Raw genomic sequence first — 23525 nt, 5'->3', positions numbered from 1 at the left:
GTACACAGCGCATTGGGTTATGTATCGCCTTTTGAGTTTGAAGCAATGTACTATGATAAGATTAACCCGTTAGGTCACGTGGCCTAACTTAAATAAAAATGTCTCCGACAAACCCGGTACGGTTCAAACTGTTGAAAAGTATAAATTTGAAATAAGAAATAATTTAAGAACACACTTAGATTGAAAAGTATTCTTGTTATTTACATTCTTATTTTAATGGGCACTAAATTACGCTTAGCTTAATGCCCCATTTTTAATCTAAACAATTGCAAACAAAACTAAAACTTAGTAACGTGGTTCCGTTAATTAGACCACTCAATTCAGTTTTATAAGTGATAAATCCGCTCTAAATATTTAAATTATGCTGCCATTACTTTTAGTAAATGTTGATCATAAAATTCATTCGGTGTTGCCTTATTCAAACTTGAATGAGGACGTATCTTGTTATAAAAATCCAAATATTCAGCAATTGATTGTTTCGCTTGTTTAACCGTATCGTAAGCCTTCAAATAAACTTCCTCATGCTTCACGCTGCGCCATAAACGCTCAATCATCACATTATCCATCCATCGTCCTTTCCCATCCATACTGATACGGATATTTCGCAATTTTAACTCATTCAAAAATGCCTCGCTTGTGAATTGACTGCCTTGGTCTGTATTGAACACCTCAGGACAACCATATTTTACAATTGCTTCTTGCAACGCATCTATGCAAAAGTCTGTTTCCATACTGATCGATACTCGATGAGCCAGTACTTTACGACTATGCCAATCTATAATTGCACATAGATAGACAAAGCCTTTAGCCATAGGAATGTACGTTATATCTGTACACCAGACTTGATTAGAGTGATCGATGACCATGTTTTTCAACAGATATGGGAAAATACGGTGTGCAAGATTAGGCTTACTGGTATTGGGTTTTGGATACAAGGCATGTATTCCCATCAAGCGCATTAAACGTCGGACTTTACGCCGACCTATTTGATGTCCTTGACGCTGTAGCATATCTCGTATCATTCGACTGCCCATAAATGGGTGGTCGAGATGAATTTCATCGATCAGACGCATCAAACTCCAATCAGTTGATGAAATCTCTTTGGGCTTGTAATACAACGTACTGCGATTGATTTGGATCAATTGCGATTGTTGTCGTACCGAAAGTTGATGGGTCTTATCGATCATTTTTTGCCGCTCAGCTGCCCTATTTTTCTGAGCGCACCTTCTAAAAAATCAATTTGCAATGCCTGATGTCCTATCTTGGCATGTAGAGCTTTGAGGTCAATCTCAGGTTCTTGTTGTGCTGTTGGTCGTGAAAAAATATTGACTGATTGTTCAAGCAGTTGATTTTTGCAATCAATGATTTGGTTTTGATGTAAATCGAATTGAGTAGAAAGTTCAGCGAGTGTGTAGTCGCCTTTAATTGCTGCGAGAGCAACTTTAACTTTAAACTCTGCTGAATGATTACGACGTTTTCTTCGTGTCATGGTTGACTCCAAAACAAGCATTTCCCATGCTTATTGGGGAGTAGATTATCACTTATAGGCGTGGTCTAAAATCCTAGAACCACATCACACGGCAAAGGGTCGCTACAGGTGTGCCAGATTCTGCCTGTTTCAAGATGGACATGATCTGACTATCAGTAAATTTAGATGTTTTCATGCAGAATCTCCTGCTCGTATCTTAAGAGAAAATTCTACTTTTAGATCCTATTATTTTTAGGGGGGATTACCCCACCGTACTGAATAGTGATCTAAAGCCATGAGTTGTCATTCGACCCGCATAGCCAGACCGCTTGATCACAGCCAAAATCGATTCACTACGCATAGGCTCTTTGTTATTTAATCTGTGTGGGAATAATAAGTTCTGGTTATGTGTTAAACGTAATGCCTGAAGCTCATCGATCATCATGTCTGTTAAAGGCACACGATGGGGTAAACCGTTCTTCATACGCTCAGCAGGGATATCCCACTTACGATCATCTACATCAAATTCATCCCAACGTGCTTGCAGTAACTCACTTACCCGAACGCCTGTAAGCATGATCAGAATAATCGCATGATGCGTTTGAGCATCGGCAGGATAGGCTTTAATACGTCTAAGAAATTCAGGCATATCTGAAGCAGGTAATGATGCTAAATTTTTCACACGCTTATTTTTTAGTGCATAGACCAAATCACCTGCAGGATTATCGTAGCGATAGCCGTGTGCAATAGCGTACTTCATGACCATGCCACAGCGAGATAAGGTACGTTTGGCTACTTCAAGTGAGCCTCTTGCCTCAATCTTTTTTATGATCTGTAAAATTTCAGGTGCTTGAATCTGATTAATACGCTTATTTTCTAATGAAAGATACAATTCATCTAGAGATGCTCTGACATTGCTAATGTGCTTCGGGGACCACGTTTCTTTCTGGTTCTCAAACCAATCTTCAGCTACTTCTTTAAAAAAAGGCTTTATGTCCTCATGAAGTACTGATTTTGAATGTTTATACTTAAGTTCATAAGCCATTTCTCTAGCTTTTTTCAAACTAAGTTCTGGGTATGGTCCTAGTGACTCAGATTGACGCTGCCCATGAACAGTATAGCGGACATTCCAATACTTCTGACCTTTAGTCGCAATAATCAGCGATAAACCATGTGAATCTGATAGACGATATTGCTTGTCTTTCGGTTGGGCTTTTCTACATTCTGCATCTGTGAGTGACATATCTTTAACCAGAATTTGTTGTGTTAATTTCTGGGTAAATTTTGCCAATTTTTACCCACACAAAGCAAAAATAGGGTCAAATCGCTTAGGACAGTATCGGACAATACAGCCAATAAAAAAGCCCTTAAACATTGATTTTAAAGTCTTTTTTTATATTCCGATGGACTACTTCGGAAAGAATTTTGGTGGAGGTGGCGGCAACTTAACTGAAACTAAAATTCGCTAATATGTATTAAATTAACTACTCTACATTTTTATACATTAATTGATCCAAATAATCAGACCATGCTTGCATCATCACTGTACGCTCTTCTAAATACTTTGTACGGTTGTATGCTCTGCCATGCATATCACGAACCTGATGAGCAAGTTGCTGTTCAATCCTTTCGATAGGAAACTTTAATACCTCATCCAATAAAGTTCTGGCTGTAGCCCTAAAGCCATGACCTGTCGTTTCACCATTTTCAAAACCATATTGCTTTAACCGCTTGTTAATAGTTGACTCACTAATCGTTTTAGACTGATCTCGCATCGATACAAAGCAATACTCGGTATAACCTGTCATCTGGTGTAATTCTTTAAATAAGGTTATTACTTGATCTGACAGAGGAACAATATGCTGTAATGCTGTCTGATTCTTCGTCTTAGGAGGAGTGTATTTCCAAACTCGATTTTCAAAATCAATGTCTGCCCACTTCGCGCCCCTCAACTCTCCTGGACGTACAAAAACATGGGGTAAAATTTTTACAGCATAATCTATCGCGATATCACCCCGACCAACACTATTATAAATATTCCTTAATAACTGTCCTAACAACTGCTCATCTGTGACCGCAGATCTATGCTTGGTTTTACCAACTTTTAAAATCCCACTGATTTGGTCTGCCACATTAAATTGGCATAAGCCTAAAGCAATCGCATAACGAAAGACTTGGGATGCTTTGCTTCTCATACGCTTTGCTGAATCTGTCTTACCTTGCCTTTCGTATATACGACACACTTCTAAAATTTGCGATGGTGTAATACTGTCTATCGGATAATCTCCAATTGCAGCATACAACTTATCCCAAACAAATTGATTCCTTCGCTGAGTGCTAGGCTCCAACTCTTCTGTTTTACGATATTCATTTGCGATTAGCTTAAAAGTATTTTTTTTATGCGTTATTTCAGCTTCTCGTTTTTTCTGCATGGCAGGATCAATATTCTGAACAAGCTGTTCTCTGAACTCGCCTCGTTTTGCACGTGCTGATGCTAATGTACAGCTTGGATAAACACCAATTGCGATAGTAGCTCTTTTCTTTGTAATTGGGCGAACATAATCAAAGCGCCAATATGCCCCACCTTTTGTATCTAATAACAGATAAAGACCGCCACCATCTGAAAGCTTAATATTTTTTTCAGATGATTTCTTTTGCATTGATATTGCTGATTTAATTTTTGAGTCAGTAAGACTAACAACGAGTTTAGGCATCTTTTTACGGTATATTTTTGCAAGAAACGGGATATACCGTAAAAAATACCGTAAAACTTTACGGTATCCTAAAACGCCTTCGGACATTATCGGACAATAGAAGTACGTAAGCTATTTATTTTTAATGATTTTCGTATTTCTTCGGATGAGGTAAAACAGTGAAATGGTGCGCCCAGCGGGACTCGAACCCACGCCACAGGCTTCGGAGACCTGTACTCTATCCAGTTGAGCTATGAGCGCGCGTGCACATCATATCAAAAAATTCTCTCAGGTAAAGCAACTATATATAAGTCTTGCATATTAGTGTCTACGCTTTGTACAAAGTTCTATATTTGCAACTCAGAATTCCATCCCATTTACTTGGTTTATTTGCCTAGATCGCTCACAATAACCACATTATTCACCAAGTGAGAACCACATGACTGATGCACTGACACTCAGGGAACTGTCAAAAACCTATAAAAATGGGTTTCAAGCTTTAAAAGGCATTAATTTGACGGTGCCCGAAGGTGAGTTTTATGCCCTACTTGGCCCAAACGGTGCAGGCAAATCAACCACGATTAGCATCATCAGTTCTTTGACCAAAAAAACTTCTGGCACAGTCGAGATTTTTGGCCATAACTTGGATACCCATCCTTCACATGCAAAACAACAGCTAGGTGTCGTTCCTCAAGAATTTAATTTTGGGCAGTTTGAAAAAACCTTCGACATTTTAGTCACTCAAGCTGGTTATTATGGCATTCCTAAAAAAATTGCAGAAAAACGTGCAGAAGAATATTTAGAAAAGCTCGGTCTCTGGGAAAAACGTAGCACTCAAGCACGTATGCTTTCTGGCGGTATGAAACGCCGCCTAATGATTGCCCGCGCCATGATGCATGAACCAAAACTGTTAATTCTTGATGAACCAACAGCAGGTGTCGATATTGAATTGCGCCGTTCAATGTGGGACTTCCTGACAGAAATAAATGAAAAAGGCACTTCCATCATTCTCACCACACATTATTTAGAAGAAGCTGAAGTACTGTGCCGTCGCATTGCAATTATTGACCGCGGTGTGATTAAAGAAGATACCAGCATGAAAGGCTTCTTAAGCCAGTTAAATGAAGAAACCTTTATTTTTGATTTAGCTGAGCCTATTCAACCACTTCTGATCGATATTATTGGTGTGCGTTTTAATTTGGTCGACCCTATGACACTTGAAGTGACCATGGATAAATCTCACAATTTGAATGATTTATTCCAGCTGATGCAAGCACAGAATATTCAAGTTCGTAGTATGCGCAATAAATCAAACCGCTTAGAAGAACTCTTTGTAAAAATGGTTGAAAAAAATCTTGAGGGCGCAGCACAATGAATTTCTCCCAGCTCCAAGTCGCACTTTATACCCTCGTTTATAAAGAAATCCGCCGTTTCATGCGGATTTGGCCACAAACACTACTTCCACCTGCAATTACCATGAGTCTGTATTTTGTGATTTTCGGCAATTTAGTCGGTTCACGTATCGGTACGATGGGTGGCTTTACCTATATGCAATTTATTGTGCCTGGCCTAATTATGATGGCAGTGATTACGAACAGCTACGCCAATGTATCATCCAGTTTTTTCAGTGCTAAATTTCAAAAAAGCATTGAAGAGCTGATTATGAGCCCAGTACCGTTGCATATGATTTTATGTGGCTATGTGATTGGTGGTGTTTGCCGTGGTGTATTGGTCGGTATTATTGTTACTGCAATGAGCCTATTTTTTACCGACTTATATATTACCAATTGGTTTGTAACTATATATACAGTATTAGTCACTTCCCTACTTTTCTCATTGGGCGGGTTTATCAATGCTGTCTACGCAAAATCATTTGATGACATATCCATTATCCCAACTTTTGTACTCACACCACTGACTTATTTAGGTGGCGTATTTTATGCAATTTCAGCATTAAGCCCTTTTTGGCAAAATCTTTCTTTAATTAACCCTGTGGTATACATGGTCAACGCTTTTCGTTATGGTATTTTGGGCCATAGCGATGTCAATGTTGCTATTTCATTGACTGTTATTACAGCCTGCTGTGCTGTGTTGTATACCGTAGCTTATCAACTCCTCTCCCGCGGTTCAGGAATGCGTGAATAATGACTGTAGAACAATCACTTTTAGGTAAAGACACCAATTACCCAACTGAATATCAGCCCGATATTCTATTCCCGATCGCTCGTGCACCTGCACGTGAGACTTATGCACATGTTGAAGGCATTCAACAAGGTAAAGACTGGTGGCATGTTTTTGAAATTTCATGGCTCAATGCAATGGGCATTCCACAAGTTGCAATTGGCCGACTCACTTTACCTGCATCATCAACCAATCTCATCGAATCTAAATCATTAAAGCTCTACTTTAATAGTATGAACTTTACCAAGTTCGACTCTAAAGATGCCTTTATTGCAACCGTAGAGAAAGATTTATCACAAGCTGCCGAAGCACCTGTGACGATTGATCTATTTGCTGCTAATGATTTAGCCATTGCACAACCTGAAGGTATTTGTATTGATACGCTTCAACCGGAGCGCTTAGAAGAACATCCTGATGCCTCTTTATTACAATTTGATGCAAGTGATGAGCACGTTGAAGTCCAACTTTATTCACATTTATTAAGAAGTAACTGTCCAGTCACTGGACAACCGGACTGGGGCACTGTATTTATACGTTATAAGGGTAAAAAGCCTTGTTACAAAAGTATCTTGGCCTATATTATCTCTTACCGTCAGCACAATGGTTTTCACGAGCAATGTGTAGAACAAATGTATGCTGATATATGGCAGAACCTGAAACCAGAACAACTGATGGTTTATGCCACTTATACACGTCGCGGTGGTTTAGACATTAATCCTTGCCGTGTATCGGACCCAACATGGATGCCTCGCCCAATTCGATTGGCGCGTCAATAAAATTAAGAACATTGAGGTTTAATAAGATGCCATTTTTTGGTTTTATTCCTTCAGCGGAACTTCTCAGCAGTATTCAAGAAGGTCATGCAAAGAAAAATTCAAGCGAAACACTTTATCCACTACGCGATAAAACTGCTCTGCTGATTAACGAAGAAATTATTGGAGCGACAATATTAGCTCCAGTACATCTATTCCCAGCCAGCGACAAACGTGATACCGCCGAGAAATTAGCGGGTTACGTAAAGTCCACAGTTGCAGTATTACTGAAACAACTTTTAAGCAAAGCTTCGAATGATGTAGTTAAACAATCGATTGAATTTTCTGAACGGAGCTTATTTAAAGATGCAGCTGGTGCACATCGTGTCGGCTTTAGCCTGGATACAAGCTTGTTAACCAACCTTAAAAATAGCTTTGCTGAAATCAAAAGTGGCGCAGATGTAAATAAAGCTGCACTTGCAGAATTGTATAAACAATTTGCAGAAGCAGCAGTACGTCATTTTATGAATGATTTTAATAAAACATTAGATTTGGGCATGATCAAACGCAAAGCTGCGGATATCGGCTCATCTGCTGTGATTAAAGCCATTCATATTGCAATTGATAAAATCTTTCCAAATTTGACCAAAGATGAACTTATAGCACTTGCTGAAGCACATGACGATATGTTCAATTTGAACTAAATATTGTCTTTCACAAAAAACCTAGCTTAGCTAGGTTTTTTTGTATGAATAACCATACTATCACGGATGAAGAACAGATCACGTGATAGCATCGCGCCCAACTTCATGTGGGCGGATGATAACGATTATGCCTTTACAATCAGATATTCTGCTAAAATTTTTACGCAATTCTCCACGCGATGGGCTCAGTATCAAAAATGAGCATCATTTTTTCACACGTATTCATCTTGATCCGTGGCTATGCCTTTTTATACTGCTGACTGCTTGTCTCGGCTTAATGACCTTATATAGTGCTTCAGGTCAAAATACGTCTATGGTTTTAAAACAAGCCATGAGTTTCGGCATTGGATTTGCCGTCATGTTTTTTCTAGCACAAATCCCACCTAAAATTTACCAAGCATTATCACCATTTTTTTATGTTTTTGGTTTGTTGTGCCTATTTGCAGTATTTGCATTTGGTGAAGTCCGCCTTGGCGCTAAGCGTTGGATTGGTATCCCCGGATTCGGCAGTGTGCAACCCAGTGAGTTTATGAAAATTGCTATGCCCATGGCCGCTGCATGGATGTTATCGAGAGCATCTATCCCGCCTGCTTTGAGTAGAATTTTTAAAGCATTATTACTCACGTTAATTCCATTCTTTTTGATTGCAAAACAACCTGACCTAGGAACATCTGCATTGGTCTTAGCAAGTGGGATTTTTATTTTTAAGTGGCTTGTCATGGAAATTAATTGGTAGTGCAACGGCACTCATTTCTATTATTGTCCCTATGCTTTGGGAGTTTCTATTACATGACTACCAAAAAACCCGAGTACTGACTTTATTTAATCCTGAGGCAGATGCATTAGGTGCAGGCTGGAACATTATTCAATCCAAAATTGCCATTGGCTCAGGTGGATTCTTTGGAAAAGGCTATTTAAATGGCACGCAGTCTCACCTTCATTTTTTACCTGAAGGACATACAGATTTTATTATTGCTGCTTTTTCTGAAGAATTTGGACTGATTGGCATCATCATTTTATTTTCGCTTTATTTGGCCATTATTTTACGAACACTGCAAATTAGTATGCAATCCTTTCATCATTATGGAAAATTGCTCGCAGGTGGCTTAGGTTTGTCTTTTTTTGTATATATTTTTGTAAATGCAGGAATGGTTAGCGGTATATTACCTGTAACGGGTATTCCTCTGCCGTTCATAAGTTATGGCGGAACTGCAATCATTACTTTGATGGCATCTTTTGGCATCGTCATGTCGATTTACACCCACAAATAAAATTCGTGGAATTGAGTTTTTATGCATACACACTTTTATAACAAACTGAAAAGCATTTTATTAATTACTGGCGCGTTATCGCTGACCAGCTTTTGCCAAGCTAACGATTTTCAATCCAACCCTGCTTACCCCAGCTTTAAACAAAAAACCATGCAAACCTATGGTTTAACAGCCGAACAGGTTGATTGGGCGATGAATGGTGCGAAAAATATACCCAACATTATTAGTATTATGAACAGACCTGGTGAAAGCAAACCATGGTATGACTATAAAACCAACTTTTTAGCCAACAGCACGATTCAGCGTGGTGTCCGCTTTAAACAACAATATTCCGACACACTCAATCGTGCTGAACAACAATTTGGAGTTCCACAATCAGTCATTTTAGGCATTTTAGGTGTAGAAACAGGTTTTGGCTCAAATAAGGGTTCATTCGTGACCCGTGATGCGCTCGCAACCCTAGGTTTTGGCTATGAACGTCGTGCTGCTTATTTCCAAGATGAGCTAGCAGCTTTAATCGCTTGGTCATACCGCGATGGGATTCCAACCAACTCGGTAGTTGGCTCATACGCTGGCGCAGTGGGTTACCCACAGTTTATGCCGAGCAATGTAGCCAAACTCGGTGTCGACTACGACGGCAATGGTCATGTTGACCTTAGAAATTCCGCTGTAGATGCCATCGGCTCGATTGCAAATTATTTAGCACAACATGGCTGGCAACGTGACCAACCGATTGCATTTGCAGCCCGTTATGCTGGCAATAATCCAGATAGCGTTATTTCTAAAGATTTAACACAGCCCGTACCCTACGGTGTGCTAAAGGCTCAAGGCATTAGCCCATTGAATCCTATCGTAAAAATAGATGACTTAGATCTTGTGAATGTCATTCAATTGCAAGACAGTTATGGGCCAATTTATTACATTACCTACCCCAATTTTCAAGTCATTACCACCTATAACAAAAGTCGTATGTATGCCACTGCTTTATGGCTCCTAGGTAACGAAATTACAAGCCAATAAGGCTTGTAATTTAAAACTGACAAAAAATGTCAACATTTTTTTTAGCCAATTTGATCACATTTCGCACTTTCTACATATCTTGTTACATTATTGATTATTTTTTATACAACAAATGTTATTTTTTCGTACAATTTTAAATTATTTTAATTAAACACTAGACAGCGGAATCGGAGGATGAATATTATCCATTTCGTTAAATGTAGTTGCAAAAGTGAAATATCAGACATGTTGGTATGAATATCAATCACTTGAATGATTCATGCTAAATGTCCTTGGGAGATAAACAATGCAGTCGTCGATTATTAAATATATCTTAGCGGTCGCTACCACAGTTGCCCTGAGTCAATCGCAAGCTGAGATGGTTCAATCATCATCATTCAATAATGATAATGATCATTCACGTCTAGCCGCTCGTGCCCTCAACAAAGAAGCACAGAGCTTTAATTCAAATTTTAAAAACCTAAGCAGCCTTTCAATCACTGAGCGTTCTGGCGATAAAATTCGTCGCGAAACAATCGCTGCTAAAATTGAAATTCCTGAAGACGAGCCTTCAGTGATTGAAAAACTGAACGATGTTGCATCAAACACCGTACGTCGCTTTAGCCAAACAGGTACAGCGTCATGGTATGGTCGTCAATTCCACGGTCGTAAAACTGCCAGTGGTGATACATTCGATATGAATGCATTGACAGCAGCACATCGTAGCTTGCCACTCAACTGCTTTATTCGTGTAACGAATAAAAACAATGGCAAAAGTATTGTTGTAAAAGTAACAGATCGTGGTCCATTCCACGGCAACCGAATCTTAGACTTGTCTTATGGTGCTGCAAAACAACTCGGCATTACCAACAGTGGTACAGCAAGAGTCAATATTGAACGTGTAGATGGTCCATCTTCATAAGGCTCCCTATGAATTTGCATACATTTAACAAAAAAACCGCTTATGCGGTTTTTTTATATCTTGTGTTTATATATGGGCTTCACGTATATCAGCTCCGCCCTATCTTGATCCAACATTTTTTTGCTTCGTTTTGACCAACACATCAAACTGAATTATATTTTTAGCTATACCCGATTAAACTACGCGAAGGACATCGCAATGAAAACTATTCAGGAATGGTTTGATGAATATAGCGAAAGCCACCAAGATCCCACTAATAAATTAATGCATTGGGTCTGCGTGCCAACCATCTACTTTTCCATCATCGGCATCTTGGCCAATTTTAGTGTGTTGTTGGCGGCATTGGTGTTTATTTTAGCCCTCATTTTTTATGCGCGTTTAGATGTCGTATTAGCCATTGCAATGGCTGCCCTCACCTTGGTCATGGCATGGCTTATTTTTCTCTTACCGAAGGGCTTTGGTTTATATATTTCGCTGTTTGTTTTGGCATGGATTGGCCAATTTTATGGACATAAAGTTGAAGGGAAAAAACCTTCTTTCTTTAAAGATCTTCAATTTCTCCTGATTAGCCCTATTTGGTGCCTAGATGCATACCTAGGTAAAGTTAGCGCAAAATGGGAAACACGCCATAAAACGCAAATGACGAGTATTTAGCACATATATTTTTTAATTATGCTGAGAATTACTTTTTAAAATGTATTTTTCAGCTTTTTTAGTCTATTTCAATATGCAATTCGAAGGGCTTAAGCAAAGTTAAAATAAATACAGCAATCCATAAAAAAACAATAAACTTGCCACAATACTGAGGAGCATTTTTTGGGTGATTGCTGTTATTAAAATGCAAAAAATAGCACCATAAATATATTCATTATGCCCCATGCCTTTCCATGTAGCATGATCAAAAAACACGATAGGTGTTGCAATTGAAATCATTAAACAGGGTACAGCATATTTCAGCATACACATCATAAATTTAGGCACAACAACACCTGTTTTCGGCTCCAAAAAAAGATAACGATTAAAAAATGTCACCATTGCAAGACTGATTAATAATACCCAACTCATGTTTAAGCCTCCTGCAATGTATCGAGACATGCTGATACAAACATACCGCTCAACCCAGCAAGTAAAATCGCCACATCCAATTGCATCCACGTTAAAACAATGGCCATAACAGCAGAAACACATATCCCAACGATCGCAATTTTATTTTTAATGAGAAGAATCGCCATCACAATAAAAATGGACACAATCGAAAATTCTAAATGAAAGCTATTTAAATCGGGAATCCGAGTAGCCAAACGTATTCCTACAAGGCTAAAACCCACCCAACAGACATAAAAGCTCAAGCCAGCCCCAAGTAAATACCAATATGGACGGTGATGTTTTAACATTGCTGTCGCGTATAGCTCATCTGTCAGTAAAAAGCCAATCGTGATGCGTTGAATAAGTGGCCTATGACCGATGTCTTTTTGAAGTTGTAATGCATATACAAAATGCTGACTGGTGAGAAAAAAATAGTTAACACAATACTAAAAATTGATGCGCCTGCAGTCAGCATACTTAAACTGACCAGTTGCGCAGTGCCAGCAAATACCAATGCTGACATTCCTAAGGCTTGCATAAATGTTAATCCAGCATGCACAGCAACAGAACCTGCCAGCACAGCCCAAGGAATAACAGCAATTGATAATGGCAATATATCTTTCATGCCCTGCAAAAAACCTAAAGATGGGTGTTTATTATCCTTACAATCTGACCTATTCATCGCCAACCACTCAATTCAACATTTTGACCTTGCCAATATGCAACTTCAGCACGTGTGATACTTGTACAAAATTGCTCATGTTTTTACTCAAATAGTAGAAGCACACGTTGAATAAGCTTCAATTGTCTTAACACAAGATCATCTTATTTATGATGCAATGTATATTGAGCAGGTGTACAGCCTAAGGATTTTTTAAAATGTCGATTAAAATGGCTTTGATCTGAAAATCCGCACAATTGCGCTGTAATGGCAATCTCTTGACCCTGTTTTAATAATTTTAATGATTTACGTAAACGGCACTGGATGAGCCATGCATGTGGTGGCAATCCTGTATGCTTTTTAAACTGTCGTAACAAATACCACTGGCTTAAGCCCACCATTTGCGCTAAATCCGCAAGCTGGTGCTCTTTTTCTGGCTCAGCGACTAAAAGATCTTGGATAATTTTTATTTTATCCTGCACCTCGGTGCATATTTTAAGTTGTTGTTTTTGTTTAGCATACTTACTGCACAAATAGGCCACAGTTGACACATATAAACTTTGTTTAAACAACACATTTTTAGGTTGTATTAACAAGTCAAAGAGTAAATTTAATTGTTCAGCTAGCCCCTGATCATGTATGACAGCTTAAGGAAACCAAGGTGCCATACTACGCTCATTAAAAAATCGCAGCTCATCTCTTTGATCATTTCAGGTGTTGGATAAATAGCTCGATAACACCAACCCGTTTCAACAGCCGATGATCCCGTATGCACCTCATCAGCATTGACTAAAATAATGTCACCTTTGCGTGCAATATGTTGAGAGCCCGTACGTAAGAAGGATTGCGCACCTTCATCAATCAAACCAATACAATAGCCCTCATGTGTATGTTTTGAAAAATGTGTTTGTTGATAGGATGCTTTTAAGAGCTCTAAGCCCCCCCCCAACTCTTGGACATGCCAATAATCTACAAACTCAATCACATTAGTGTCTTGCATACTCATTCCTACGCGCTAAGAATTTACATTAGCAAGAACGTATGAAAAGCATAGAACAAAATTGCTCTCCACTTCATAAAATATACAATTATTGGTAAATTTTACCCTGATGTTTCAGCCAACCATCCACATGGCGACCATTTGGATCATGATGCGTCCAATGAATTACACCACCTTGCGCCGAATATTCGTACTCACCATAAAATTCCACAGTATCTCCTTTTTGCAAATGATCAATTCGCGGTGAAAGATCAATATTATGTGCAACCAATACTGTCTGCCCATTATTCAACTTTAAAATAAATTTTTGATGGCGCGATCCTTCGTTATCATCTTTTAACACAGCTTTAACTGTACCGACAGATTGCACCTGTACATTACTTTTCTGTTGAGCAAAGGCTTGCTGAATTTTTGCAAGGTCATCCTGCGATACAGTATCTGTATTTTTTTGATGATCAAATGTTTTAGGCGTTTCTTTTGGCTGAACTTTGGACTCATTTGCCTGTTCAGCTACAGATACCTGCTGCGATACAGATTGCTCTGATTTAGACCCTACATCTAAACCCAAATATGCTGCAATCAGTAAAACGATGACCGAGCCAATTCCAAGATGTGTTTTATTCGCCATTTTTAATCTATTTCTTCCTCTATTTGCTCATTATCTTAAAGCAGTTCATCACATTCTAAATGCACAATTTTGCTGCAAACTTACAAAACTTAAAATAATGTTCATATAAAAGTGCAAACATAAAAAAAGCCCCCAGTGGGGACTTTTTTTAACACTTAATTTTTAGCGAAATCGCAAAAAATTATTGTGCAGCAGCAGCTTGAGCAGCAGCAACTTCGTCAGCGAAGCTCATTTCTGCTTTTTTCTCAATACCTTCACCAACTTCGAAACGTACGAAGTTTGCTACAGTAGTTGAAGTCGCTTTAAGAATTTCAGCAACTTTCTTGTCGTTGTCAATTACGTACATTTGGTTAACAAGTACAACTTCGTTAAGGTACTTTTGAACTGAACCAGTAACCATTTTTTCAACGATGTTCGCTGGTTTACCAGATTCAAGTGCTTTAGCTTCAGCGATTTCTTTCTCTTTAGCGATAAGATCAGCAGAAACGTCAGCTTCAGTTACAGCAACTGGGTTGAACGCAGCAACGTGCATTGCCAAACCTTTACCAGTAGCTTCGTCACCTGTGTAAGATACAACAACACCGATTTTTAAACCGTGTTTGTAAACAGCAAGGTTTTCGCCTTCAACGATAGTTGCGCGACGAACTTGGATGTTTTCACCGATTTTTTGAACAAGAGCAATACGAGCTTCTTCAACTGTAGCGCCATCTTCAAGTTTTAATTCAGCAATTTGAGCAGCATCAGTTACGTTTGCAGCAAGCGCAGCAGCAGCAACTTTAGCAGAGAAGCCAGCAAAGTTTTCGTCTTTAGCAACGAAGTCAGTTTGGCAGTTAACTTCTAAAAGAAGCGCTTTGTTACCTTCTTGAGCGATAGTGATCGCACCGTCAGCAGCAATGTTACCAGCTTTTTTAGCTGCTTTTGCTTGACCAGATTTACGAAGGTTGTCAATCGCTAATTCGATGTCACCGCCCGCTTCTGTTAATGCTTTTTTACATTCCATCATCGCAAGACCAGTACGGTCGCGCAATTCTTTAACCATGCTTGCTGTAACTGCAGTCATGTTATTCTCCTAAATACGGTAGAAAATGAATTCTTTTTAGAACAGAAACGGCCCAGAGGTATCTCATGGGCCGCCTGCATACATAACGCTTACTTTGCCACCATCACATGTCGCAAAAATGACAAGCTCACGTCAAACGCATTAAGCCTCAGAAGCAGGAGCTTCTTCGCCTTTAGCTTGTGCATTTGCTTGTGATTGAGCATATTCTTTACCAGCAAGAATCGCGTCAGCCATAGCAGAAGCATAAAGAGTAACTGCACGGATCGCATCGTCGTTACCAGGAATAACGTAGTCTACGTTGTCTGGGTTAGAGTTTGTATCAACGATACCGATTACAGGAATACCAAGGTTTTTAGCTTCTTTAATTGCAATAGCTTCGTGATCAACGTCGATTACGAATAATGCGTCAGGTAAACCACCCATGTTTTTAACGCCGCCAAGACCGCGTTCAAGTTTTTCCATCTCACGAGTACGTTCTAAAGCTTCACGTTTAGTAAGCTTAGCGAAAGTGCCATCTTGAGATTGAGTTTGAAGGTCTTTTAGACGGTTGATTGACTGGCGAAGAGTTTTCCAGTTAGTCAACATACCACCCAACCAGCGGTGATCAACGTATGGTTGACCTGCGCGTTGAGCTTGTTCACGGATGATTGCAGAAGCTGCACGTTTTGTACCAACGAACAAAACTTTGTTCTTTTTGCTAGCCAAGTTGTTAGCAAAGTTCAAAGCATCATTTAACGCAGGAACAGTGTGCTCAAGGTTGATGATGTGAATTTTGTTGCGCGCGCCGAAGATGTATTCGCGCATTTTTGGATTCCAAAAACGTGTTTGGTGACCGAAGTGAGCGCCAGCTTGAAGAAGGTCGCGCATGCTTACGTTGTAATCTGCCATTTTCTTTACCTTAAAGTTTGGGTTAGGCCTCCATATACCCGCATTCTCCACCTAAAAAGGCACCCAGAGATATGTGTCGATATATGTGCGGATTTTAATGCCCCATCGCACAAAGCTCGTGAAAGATATTCACGAAAAAGCATTTGATAAAATGGGCGGCTATTTATACCATAGTCACATACAAATTTCCAAAAGTTTTTAGAGATCATGAACAGTACTTACGAAGCTCCCCGCCGTTTAATTAAAACTCCAGACGAAATTGAAAAAATGCGTGTGGCTGGTCGGCTGGCTGCAGAAGTTTTGGATATGATCAAACCGCATATTGTTCCAGGTGTGACTACCCTCGAACTTGATACGATTTGTCATGACTATATTGTCAACAAACAAGATGCTATTCCAGCATGTTTAGGTTACGGTGCAGCGCCTGGTCGCCCAGCGTTTCAGCATGTAATTTGCACATCTGTTAACCACGTGGTATGCCACGGCATTCCATCTGAATCTAAAGTGCTGAAAAAAGGCGACATCCTCAATATTGATGTGACTGTAATTAAAGATGGTTATCATGGTGACACCAACATGATGTATATCGTCGGTGGTGAAACATCTATTTTGGCCAACCGTTTGTGTAAAGTAGCTCAAGAAGCAATGTACCGTGGTATGGAAACTGTTAAACCTGGTTCTACCATTGGTGACATTGGCCATGCGATTCAAAAATATGTTGAATCTGAACGTTTTGGCGTAGTACGTGAATATTGTGGTCACGGTATCGGCACAGTGTTCCATGATGAGCCACAAGTATTACATTATGGCCAAGCAGATTCAGGCATGATTTTAGAAGAAGGCATGACTTTTACCATTGAACCTATGGTAAATGGTGGTGACTGGAAAACTAAACTTCTTGGTGACAAATGGACTGTGGTAACTAAAGACCACAGTTTATCTGCTCAATACGAACATACGATTTTAGTGACTAAAACCGGTATTGAAGTATTAACTGCACGTCCAGAAGAAGATTTATCACGCTTCCAAAACTAAGTGTGAGATAAACATAAAAAGGCCGCCCTGTTGCGGTCTTTTTTATTGCGCATGTGAAATGGTATATCACTCTATTTTTCTCAAAAAATTTAGATTTAATCTGTAGTTCTCTTTTATCCATATTCATATTAATGGCTAAAAATTCAAAATAAGTTGAAGTCTCCACTTCATTTTTATGCTTTTTCAAAATTTATGTAGACTTTTTTATGATTAAGCCAATTCACACTCCCCTTTATGCACCATTTTAGGCTAAGATAATGTGCTTTTTAATTTTTAATCCCTATAAGAAGGAATACTGCCGTGGACGTACGTCTCTCTGATCGTGTAAATGCCATCAAACCGTCCCCAACTCTTGCTGTAACGAACAAAGCAGCTGAATTGAAAGCTGCGGGTAAAAACGTTATTGGTTTGGGCGCTGGCGAACCTGATTTCGACACACCACAACACATCAAAGATGCAGCAATTGCAGCAATTAACAACGGCTTTACAAAATATACAGCTGTTGACGGTACTCCAGGCCTTAAAAAAGCAATTATCGCAAAATTAAAACGTGATAATAATCTTGACTATGCAGCAAACCAAATCTTGGTTTCTTGTGGTGGTAAACAGTCATTCTTCAACTTAGCACTTGCTTTGTTAAACAAGGGCGATGAAGTGATCATCCCTGCACCATTCTGGGTAAGCTACCCTGACATGGTCATCATCGCTGAAGGCGTGCCTGTAATTGTAAAATGTGGTGAAGAACAACGCTTCAAAATCACACCTGCTCAATTAGAAGCAGCAATTACTGACAAAACTCGTTTAGTTGTTTTAAACAGCCCATCAAACCCAACAGGTATGATCTACACTAAAGCCGAATTAGAAGCTTTGGCTGAAGTTCTTCGTAAATACCCAGAAGTTTATATCGCTTCTGACGATATGTACGAACCAATCCGTTGGGACGACGAATTCTATAACATCGCAACTGTAGCGCCTGACCTTTATGACCGTGTAATCGTTCTTAACGGTGTATCTAAAGCTTATGCAATGACTGGCTGGCGTATCGGCTACGCAGCGGGCCCTGCTAAACTGATTGGTGCGATGAAAAAAATCCAATCTCAATCAACTTCAAACCCAACTTCAATTTCACAAGTTGCTGCAGAAGCTGCATTGAATGGTCCTCAAGACGTTCTTGAGCCAATGATTGAAGCATTCAAACGCCGTCACGACTTAGTTGTGAAAGGTTTGAACGACATCAATGGTATCACTTGCCTTCCTGCTGACGGTGCATTCTATGCATACGCAAACATCCGTCCTTTAATTCGTGCAAAAGGTTTAAAATCTTGCACAGAATTCTCTGCATGGTTGTTGGAAGAAACTGGTGTTGCAGTAGTTCCTGGCGATGCATTTGGTCTAGGTGGTTACATGCGTATTTCTTATGCAACTGCAGACGAAGTACTTGTAGATGCGCTTGCACGTATTAAGAAAGCTGCTGATTCAATCGAAGGCGTAGATGCTGCGATTGCTTCAATTGCTGCTGAAAAATAATTTGATTTAAATATCAAATTTGAAAAACCCGCGAATTTCGCGGGTTTTTTTATACCTACTCATAAGTCATGAGATAAATCAAAGCACTCCATCTTCCCACACAACCAATTAAATGAAATTCACGATTCAAGCTAGATCAGTAAGCTCATTTGGCCTTTTTTCCAAAAAAATTAACTCAAATACAAAACCTAAAAACTTAAAATTGACTTTTGCATTCAAATATTGAATTTGCATTCTTTTTATATATTCAGCTATGTTATTCAAACCAGTTCCTTTTTAGAACCCACAACCAACCACAAAATTAATTTATCTCGAGAAATAGCAATGAATATAAAAGAAATGACTGGACTTGAAATTTTAAAGGCAATGATGCAAGGCCAAATTCCACCAGCAAGCATTAGTGAAATCATTCCTATGCAACCGCAAAAGATTGAACAAGGTCATGTAGAGTTTGTTGTACAAGCTGATCAGCGCCATTTAAACCCACTTGGTGGGGTACATGGTGGCTTTGCCGCAACGGTATTAGATACGGTCACAGGATGCGTCGTACACTCAGCATTAGGTGCTGGTATCGGCTATGGCACGATTGATCTCAATGTCAAAATGTGTCGCCCAATCCCTAAAAACCAAGAGCTACTAGCAATAGGTAATTTAATTAATATCAGTAAAAATTTAGCCATTTCGGAAGGGAAAATTATTGATGCTGAAGGAAAGATATATGCACATGCCACTGCAACATGCATGATTATTCATCCTTAAAAAGTTTTCTGCTCGCATGGTCATGCGAGCATTTAATTTTTAACTTTAAATAGCGGACTGCAATGCACGAATTAATTGATGCTGCGTCAAATCAATTCGATTGCTACCTTTCTGAAAGCAATAATATTTGAGTGTGCTATCTAGCTCAACACTTAACACTTTCTGTTCAGACACAGACCAGACTTTTGATCGGTTTGAACCAGAGAGTGCACTACCCGCCAACTGAAATAAAAACAGATCATGATCACGCTGCAAGGGAATGCGACGGCCGTCATCCTTATGTTCAAAGCGCAAATGACAAGAGGCATTAATTAACCACTTTTCACTAAACCATAATTGCAATAAATCACCCAACTGCAAGTCACGATGACCCAAAGGCCAAACGTTAACATACGCACCTTCTACAGGTGTTTGATATTGAGTTTGATCAGCAATAATCGACAAGTAGTTGTCTTGATAGAATTTGAAATTTGAGAAGATTTGAGAAATGCTAAGCGTATTCATTCGCTTTCTCCTATTTAGCCATTTTAGTGCTGGCAAGTTGGGTTTAAATCCACACTGTCTAAGCTTTCGCCTAAACGCTCTGTTGTTAAATTCAGACTATCAACTGAATTTTATTTTTGCAAGCCCACATTTAACATTTCAGTAAAATTAAATTCTTTTGCGCAAATAAACAACATCCAAATCAAATATCAACGAAAGATCGCAATTTCTTCTTGACCCTCCCTCAAATGTCCTTATAATCGCACTCAGATTCTCCCATAGCTCAGTCGGTAGAGCGACGGACTGTTAATCCGCAGGTCCCTGGTTCGAGCCCAGGTGGGAGAGCCAAATACTTAAAAAAACCGTTCATTGCGAAACGGTTTTTTTATTAACTATTATTTTTACTTTTCTTTCTTTTCATTCCTTTTAATCATCTTTACTCACGATTAACTTGCACTCTAGCTCAAAAAATCCAACATCCTTACAACACAATGCTAAACAAGCAACAAACCAAACAGAGTGTTTCTCAACATCTCAATTCAACAGATTTAACACCCACCCAATACCCAGCCTTAAAAATAAAGTTCTTTCAAAAAGTAAAAAATGATTTATGAGAAAAGTCTAATACTGCTTAAATTTAGCATCAATTTTTAAAAAACATTTTAGCAAGATTATGCAATATCGTATTTAACAAGCATTTTTTTTGATTAAATAAAATTTACGACTTGTCAGCAAAATACCAATATTGATAAATAGCTAAGAAAAACAAAAAAACCGCATAAATGCGGTTTTTTTGGTTGCATTGACTGCAACATAAAGCAATCGCATGGGCGTAAAGTCCCACTTATATTGCTCTATATAGAGAAAATAACCATATTTTTAATCTTTGTCAAAGTTTCAATATAAACCCACAACCCTTTTAAACCATAAAACCAACGACAAAAATTATAACAACAGTCTAAAACTTCTCTCAACTCAAGTTAGATATCACATGCCCTATTGATTCAAAAAAATGCCGACTTCAAGTCAGCATTTTCATGATCATGTTATTCAACAACGTTAAATGCCAATGTGTATTTATAACGTTTTAACTGATCCCCTTTTGCAGTAAACGGTTGCTGATAATCTACAGTCAAAAGATACTGGCCTTGATCTTTAATCACAAAATTTAAGTGACCTTTATCATCAGATTGCAGGGTTTGATAAACACGATCTGTACGTTCAAAAGCATAACTTTGTGCCAACACCGATGCTTTTACATCTTTCACACCTTGAGCAGAGTCAACAACTTGCAACTGAATTGGCTGATTTACTTTCAACGTATTTGGATGACTTATAAAACGCACATCAAAACCTTCATGCACATGCTTTACAGAAACATCTGACATAGTACGACGTGAAATAAAAGTTTCTATAATTTCCTGTGTTTCTACAGTTTTAACTTTGCTATTTTTTTTCAAATCAGATTGATACACCACATTTGCTTTAAGCGGCTTAGCTTCATCACGTTTTGCTTGAATTAGCGCTTTCCACCGCCCATCAACCAAAGCAAAGCGAGATGCAGAACCTTGTTTTACGCCACGAATACGGTAAGTACCATCTTGTTTATTTTCTAAACTAAAACTACTTAATGTTTGAGTTTTTGCCCAAGCATCATCTGCAATTTCAATTTTTTCACCGTCAGGCGTGTGATAGTGGAATTTGAAATTCTTAATCGCGATCTCAGACACAAAAGGATTGTCATAAAAGCCTGAAACCACTGCGCTATAATTATTAAAAGTCTGATAATTTAATGGTGCATTATAAGGATAGTGCGCAAAACCTGCTGTACTCAACAAGCCCAATGACAAGAACATCCAAGGTTTTAAAAAAGAATGCATAAAAATTTGAATCATCGATTAATAATGTCGACATTTTAAAAACCAAAAACCCAATTGTAAATGATTATCAATTATATTTATTTATTGGTATAAAAAATCCCCCATTTATGGAGGATTTTTTTAACTTAAGCAGCCTGAACTGGCACACCACTATGAAAACGAAATAATTCATCAGGTGAACTAATCAGATTCTTTTCTACTTCACGAATATGATCAATCCGCTCCTGAATATCTTCTTTCGGGTTTTTCAGTTTAGACGTCGTAGCTACATCCATTGCAAGCGACAGATAGTCCTCATAATGGCGTGATTCAGACTTAAGTAAATAACGGTAGTAACGACCTAACTCTTCATCTACACGCGGTGCAAGCGCATAAAAACGCTCACATGAGCGTGCTTCTACAAAAGCACCAATCACCAAAATATCAATTAAGGCTTCTGGCTCATAAGTACGTACTTCTTTTCGCAAACCACCCGCATAACGACCAGCACTAATTGCCGTCCACTCTTGACCGCGCTTTGCCATCAACTCAAGCACTTGTTCATAATGAAGCATTTCTTCACGCACCAATTGCGCCAGTTTAATCTGTAAATCTGAGAAAAAACTGTAACGGAACATCAAGTTCATGGCCGTGCTGGCAGCCTTCTTTTCACAATTGGCATGATCCTGCATCAGGATATCCAAATTATCCACTGCCATATCCAACCATGCAGTTGGCGTTTCACAGCCCAAGAAGCCAATGACTGGCTTCATGAGTTCATCATAATTAATATTCGACATTATCTTTACTATTTAATTAACGAGCGGCTTTAATCACAGCTTTCATCTGTTGCACAGCTTGTGCCAAACCAACAAATACAGCATCTGCAATGATTGAGTGACCAATGTTTAATTCGTGAATCTGTGGGATTTTCGCAATTGGCGTCACATTGTCAAGGTTTAAACCATGCCCAGCATTTACAATTAAGCCCTGAGATGCTGCATATTCAGCACCTTTCACAATACGCTCTAATTCATGTTGCTGTGCTTCTGCTGTTTCGGCGTCCGCATAAGCACCCGTGTGCAATTCAATGGTCGGCGCACCACATGCAACAGCCGCATCAATTTGCGCAAAATCAGCATCAATAAATAATGACACTTCACATCCGATTGCTGCTAATTCTTGTGTCGCTTTTTTAACATCTTCAAAATGCCCCACCACATCTAAACCACCTTCTGTGGTAACTTCTTGGCGTTTTTCAGGCACAAAACAAACATGATGAGGTTGGATCTCTTTTGCAAAAGCCACCATTTCATCTGTAACTGCCATTTCCAAATTCATGTGTGTTTTTAATACAGGACGCATACGACGCACATCATCATCTTGAATATGACGACGGTCTTCACGCAAATGCAAGGTAATACCCTCTGCACCTGCTTGTTCGCAAATCAGCGCCGCATTTACAGGATCTGGGTAAGTGGTGCCACGTGCTTGTCTTAAAGTCGCGACATGGTCAATATTTACACCAAGTAATGCAGCCATAATATTT

At 39.0% G+C, this 23525-nt stretch carries 21 protein-coding genes, 2 tRNA genes and 3 pseudogenes; 12 read left to right on the top strand and 14 right to left on the bottom strand.

The annotated features are described in order from the left end of the window. Positions 1-359 precede the first annotated feature (359 nt). The 4 genes from DYI81_RS11135 to DYI81_RS11120 all read right to left on the bottom strand — a co-directional run bounded on the left by DYI81_RS11135 (position 360) and on the right by DYI81_RS11120 (position 4422). A protein-coding gene (locus tag DYI81_RS11135) for an IS3 family transposase (RefSeq protein WP_117007537.1) occupies positions 360-1489 on the bottom strand; the annotation gives its coding sequence in 2 pieces (ribosomal slippage) (positions 360-1237 and positions 1237-1489; 1131 coding nt in all). Positions 1490-1730: 241 nt separating this feature from the next. Continuing rightward, positions 1731-2711, bottom strand: a complete 981-nt coding sequence (locus tag DYI81_RS11130; RefSeq protein WP_117007544.1) for an integrase arm-type DNA-binding domain-containing protein — start codon at positions 2709-2711, stop codon at positions 1731-1733. Between the two features lie 241 nt (positions 2712-2952). Beyond that, the gene (locus DYI81_RS11125) at positions 2953-4182 is read right to left on the bottom strand and encodes an integrase arm-type DNA-binding domain-containing protein (protein WP_117007536.1); all 1230 of its coding nucleotides are present in this window, start codon (positions 4180-4182) and stop codon (positions 2953-2955) included. 164 nt (positions 4183-4346) lie between these two features. Next, a tRNA-Arg gene (locus DYI81_RS11120) sits at positions 4347-4422 on the bottom strand. A gap of 178 nt (positions 4423-4600) precedes the next feature. On the opposite strand from DYI81_RS11120, the gene DYI81_RS11115 reads away from it, so the two are divergent. The 8 genes and pseudogenes from DYI81_RS11115 (at position 4601) to DYI81_RS11080 (ending at position 11644) form a co-directional block, all read left to right on the top strand. Continuing rightward, complete coding sequence (locus DYI81_RS11115; protein ID WP_106985877.1) at positions 4601-5536, top strand: ABC transporter ATP-binding protein; 936 nt, start codon at positions 4601-4603, stop codon at positions 5534-5536. Further along, positions 5533-6306 carry an ABC transporter permease gene (locus DYI81_RS11110; RefSeq protein ID WP_117007535.1) on the top strand — a complete coding sequence of 258 codons (774 nt, stop codon included), beginning with the start codon at positions 5533-5535 and terminating at the stop codon, positions 6304-6306. The genes DYI81_RS11115 and DYI81_RS11110 overlap by 4 nt, the downstream gene beginning before the upstream one ends. Continuing rightward, on the top strand, positions 6306-7118 hold the full coding sequence (queF, locus tag DYI81_RS11105; RefSeq protein ID WP_117007534.1) for an NADPH-dependent 7-cyano-7-deazaguanine reductase QueF: 813 nt from the start codon (positions 6306-6308) through the stop codon (positions 7116-7118). Before DYI81_RS11110 ends, queF begins: the two co-directional genes overlap by 1 nt. 26 nt (positions 7119-7144) lie before the next feature. Continuing rightward, positions 7145-7798 carry a hypothetical protein gene (locus DYI81_RS11100; protein ID WP_117007533.1) on the top strand — a complete coding sequence of 218 codons (654 nt, stop codon included), beginning with the start codon at positions 7145-7147 and terminating at the stop codon, positions 7796-7798. A gap of 127 nt (positions 7799-7925) precedes the next feature. Then, positions 7926-9069: pseudogene (gene rodA / locus DYI81_RS11095) on the top strand (rod shape-determining protein RodA). A gap of 21 nt (positions 9070-9090) precedes the next feature. After that, positions 9091-10089 carry a lytic murein transglycosylase B gene (mltB, locus tag DYI81_RS11090; protein WP_117007532.1) on the top strand — a complete coding sequence of 333 codons (999 nt, stop codon included), beginning with the start codon at positions 9091-9093 and terminating at the stop codon, positions 10087-10089. Positions 10090-10375: 286 nt separating this feature from the next. Then, positions 10376-10990, top strand: a complete 615-nt coding sequence (locus tag DYI81_RS11085; protein WP_106985882.1) for a septal ring lytic transglycosylase RlpA family protein — start codon at positions 10376-10378, stop codon at positions 10988-10990. Between the two features lie 198 nt (positions 10991-11188). Further along, entirely contained in the window at positions 11189-11644 is a 456-nt protein-coding gene (locus DYI81_RS11080) for an Mpo1-like protein (protein ID WP_117007531.1), read from the top strand. Between the two features lie 99 nt (positions 11645-11743). On the opposite strand, the gene DYI81_RS11075 is transcribed toward DYI81_RS11080, so the two are convergent. The 6 genes and pseudogenes from DYI81_RS11075 to rpsB form a co-directional block, all read right to left on the bottom strand. Next, complete coding sequence (locus DYI81_RS11075; RefSeq protein WP_117007530.1) at positions 11744-12055, bottom strand: AzlD domain-containing protein; 312 nt, start codon at positions 12053-12055, stop codon at positions 11744-11746. A gap of 2 nt (positions 12056-12057) precedes the next feature. Further along, positions 12058-12758: pseudogene (locus tag DYI81_RS11070) on the bottom strand (AzlC family ABC transporter permease). A 143-nt stretch (positions 12759-12901) separates the two neighbouring features. After that, positions 12902-13737, bottom strand: a pseudogene (locus DYI81_RS11065) (AraC family transcriptional regulator). 88 nt (positions 13738-13825) lie between these two features. Continuing rightward, the gene (locus DYI81_RS11060; RefSeq protein ID WP_117007529.1) at positions 13826-14365 is read right to left on the bottom strand and encodes a DUF3465 domain-containing protein; all 540 of its coding nucleotides are present in this window, start codon (positions 14363-14365) and stop codon (positions 13826-13828) included. A gap of 181 nt (positions 14366-14546) precedes the next feature. Further along, entirely contained in the window at positions 14547-15425 is an 879-nt protein-coding gene (gene tsf / locus DYI81_RS11055) for a translation elongation factor Ts (protein WP_106985887.1), read from the bottom strand. Between the two features lie 141 nt (positions 15426-15566). Beyond that, positions 15567-16313, bottom strand: coding sequence for a 30S ribosomal protein S2 (gene rpsB, locus DYI81_RS11050; RefSeq protein ID WP_106985888.1), 747 nt, complete (start codon positions 16311-16313; stop codon positions 15567-15569). Between the two features lie 207 nt (positions 16314-16520). Here rpsB and map point away from each other — a divergent pair, with 207 nt between their 5' ends. The 3 genes from map (at position 16521) to DYI81_RS11035 (ending at position 19634) form a co-directional block, all read left to right on the top strand. Further along, entirely contained in the window at positions 16521-17348 is an 828-nt protein-coding gene (gene map, locus DYI81_RS11045; protein ID WP_117007528.1) for a type I methionyl aminopeptidase, read from the top strand. 300 nt (positions 17349-17648) lie between these two features. Then, positions 17649-18875: a pyridoxal phosphate-dependent aminotransferase gene (locus tag DYI81_RS11040; protein ID WP_117007527.1), complete on the top strand. Its 1227-nt coding sequence runs from the start codon at positions 17649-17651 to the stop codon at positions 18873-18875. Positions 18876-19199: 324 nt separating this feature from the next. Beyond that, a complete protein-coding gene (locus DYI81_RS11035; RefSeq protein WP_117007526.1) occupies positions 19200-19634 on the top strand; it encodes a PaaI family thioesterase in 435 nt (144 codons plus the stop codon). 45 nt (positions 19635-19679) lie between these two features. On the opposite strand, the gene DYI81_RS11030 is transcribed toward DYI81_RS11035, so the two are convergent. Beyond that, a complete protein-coding gene (locus DYI81_RS11030; protein WP_106985892.1) occupies positions 19680-20138 on the bottom strand; it encodes a hypothetical protein in 459 nt (152 codons plus the stop codon). 251 nt (positions 20139-20389) lie between these two features. Here DYI81_RS11030 and DYI81_RS11025 point away from each other — a divergent pair. Then, a tRNA-Asn gene (locus DYI81_RS11025) sits at positions 20390-20465 on the top strand. Positions 20466-21163: 698 nt separating this feature from the next. On the opposite strand, the gene DYI81_RS11020 is transcribed toward DYI81_RS11025, so the two are convergent. From DYI81_RS11020 to pdxJ, 3 genes are all read right to left on the bottom strand, one after another. After that, entirely contained in the window at positions 21164-21997 is an 834-nt protein-coding gene (locus tag DYI81_RS11020; RefSeq protein ID WP_117007543.1) for a DUF4198 domain-containing protein, read from the bottom strand. Positions 21998-22122: 125 nt separating this feature from the next. Beyond that, positions 22123-22776 carry a tRNA-(ms[2]io[6]A)-hydroxylase gene (locus DYI81_RS11015; protein WP_106985893.1) on the bottom strand — a complete coding sequence of 218 codons (654 nt, stop codon included), beginning with the start codon at positions 22774-22776 and terminating at the stop codon, positions 22123-22125. Between the two features lie 16 nt (positions 22777-22792). Further along, on the bottom strand, positions 22793-23518 hold the full coding sequence (gene pdxJ / locus DYI81_RS11010; protein WP_106985894.1) for a pyridoxine 5'-phosphate synthase: 726 nt from the start codon (positions 23516-23518) through the stop codon (positions 22793-22795). Positions 23519-23525: the final 7 nt, after the last annotated feature.

Source organism: Acinetobacter sp. SWAC5 (genome assembly GCF_003419885.1).
Taxonomy (GTDB): Bacteria; Pseudomonadota; Gammaproteobacteria; order Pseudomonadales; family Moraxellaceae; genus Acinetobacter; species Acinetobacter cumulans.
The sequence above is the reverse complement of the archived record's forward strand: the minus strand, read 5'-3'. Positions and strand labels throughout refer to the sequence as shown.

Excerpts from the sequence above, each read along its gene's own strand:
- DYI81_RS11130 (WP_117007544.1), bottom strand. The coding sequence starts at position 2,711 with ATGTCACTCACAGATGCAGAATGTAGAAAAGCCCAACCGAAAGACAAG.
- DYI81_RS11125 (WP_117007536.1), bottom strand. The coding sequence starts at position 4,182 with ATGCCTAAACTCGTTGTTAGTCTTACTGACTCAAAAATTAAATCAGCA.
- DYI81_RS11115 (WP_106985877.1), top strand. The coding sequence starts at position 4,601 with ATGACTGATGCACTGACACTCAGGGAACTGTCAAAAACCTATAAAAAT.
- DYI81_RS11110 (WP_117007535.1), top strand. The coding sequence starts at position 5,533 with ATGAATTTCTCCCAGCTCCAAGTCGCACTTTATACCCTCGTTTATAAA.
- queF (WP_117007534.1), top strand. The coding sequence starts at position 6,306 with ATGACTGTAGAACAATCACTTTTAGGTAAAGACACCAATTACCCAACT.
- DYI81_RS11100 (WP_117007533.1), top strand. The coding sequence starts at position 7,145 with ATGCCATTTTTTGGTTTTATTCCTTCAGCGGAACTTCTCAGCAGTATT.
- mltB (WP_117007532.1), top strand. The coding sequence starts at position 9,091 with ATGCATACACACTTTTATAACAAACTGAAAAGCATTTTATTAATTACT.
- DYI81_RS11085 (WP_106985882.1), top strand. The coding sequence starts at position 10,376 with ATGCAGTCGTCGATTATTAAATATATCTTAGCGGTCGCTACCACAGTT.
- DYI81_RS11080 (WP_117007531.1), top strand. The coding sequence starts at position 11,189 with ATGAAAACTATTCAGGAATGGTTTGATGAATATAGCGAAAGCCACCAA.
- DYI81_RS11075 (WP_117007530.1), bottom strand. The coding sequence starts at position 12,055 with ATGAGTTGGGTATTATTAATCAGTCTTGCAATGGTGACATTTTTTAAT.
- DYI81_RS11060 (WP_117007529.1), bottom strand. The coding sequence starts at position 14,365 with ATGGCGAATAAAACACATCTTGGAATTGGCTCGGTCATCGTTTTACTG.
- tsf (WP_106985887.1), bottom strand. The coding sequence starts at position 15,425 with ATGACTGCAGTTACAGCAAGCATGGTTAAAGAATTGCGCGACCGTACT.
- rpsB (WP_106985888.1), bottom strand. The coding sequence starts at position 16,313 with ATGGCAGATTACAACGTAAGCATGCGCGACCTTCTTCAAGCTGGCGCT.
- map (WP_117007528.1), top strand. The coding sequence starts at position 16,521 with ATGAACAGTACTTACGAAGCTCCCCGCCGTTTAATTAAAACTCCAGAC.
- DYI81_RS11035 (WP_117007526.1), top strand. The coding sequence starts at position 19,200 with ATGAATATAAAAGAAATGACTGGACTTGAAATTTTAAAGGCAATGATG.
- DYI81_RS11030 (WP_106985892.1), bottom strand. The coding sequence starts at position 20,138 with ATGAATACGCTTAGCATTTCTCAAATCTTCTCAAATTTCAAATTCTAT.
- DYI81_RS11020 (WP_117007543.1), bottom strand. The coding sequence starts at position 21,997 with ATGCATTCTTTTTTAAAACCTTGGATGTTCTTGTCATTGGGCTTGTTG.
- DYI81_RS11015 (WP_106985893.1), bottom strand. The coding sequence starts at position 22,776 with ATGTCGAATATTAATTATGATGAACTCATGAAGCCAGTCATTGGCTTC.
- pdxJ (WP_106985894.1), bottom strand. The coding sequence starts at position 23,518 with ATGGCTGCATTACTTGGTGTAAATATTGACCATGTCGCGACTTTAAGA.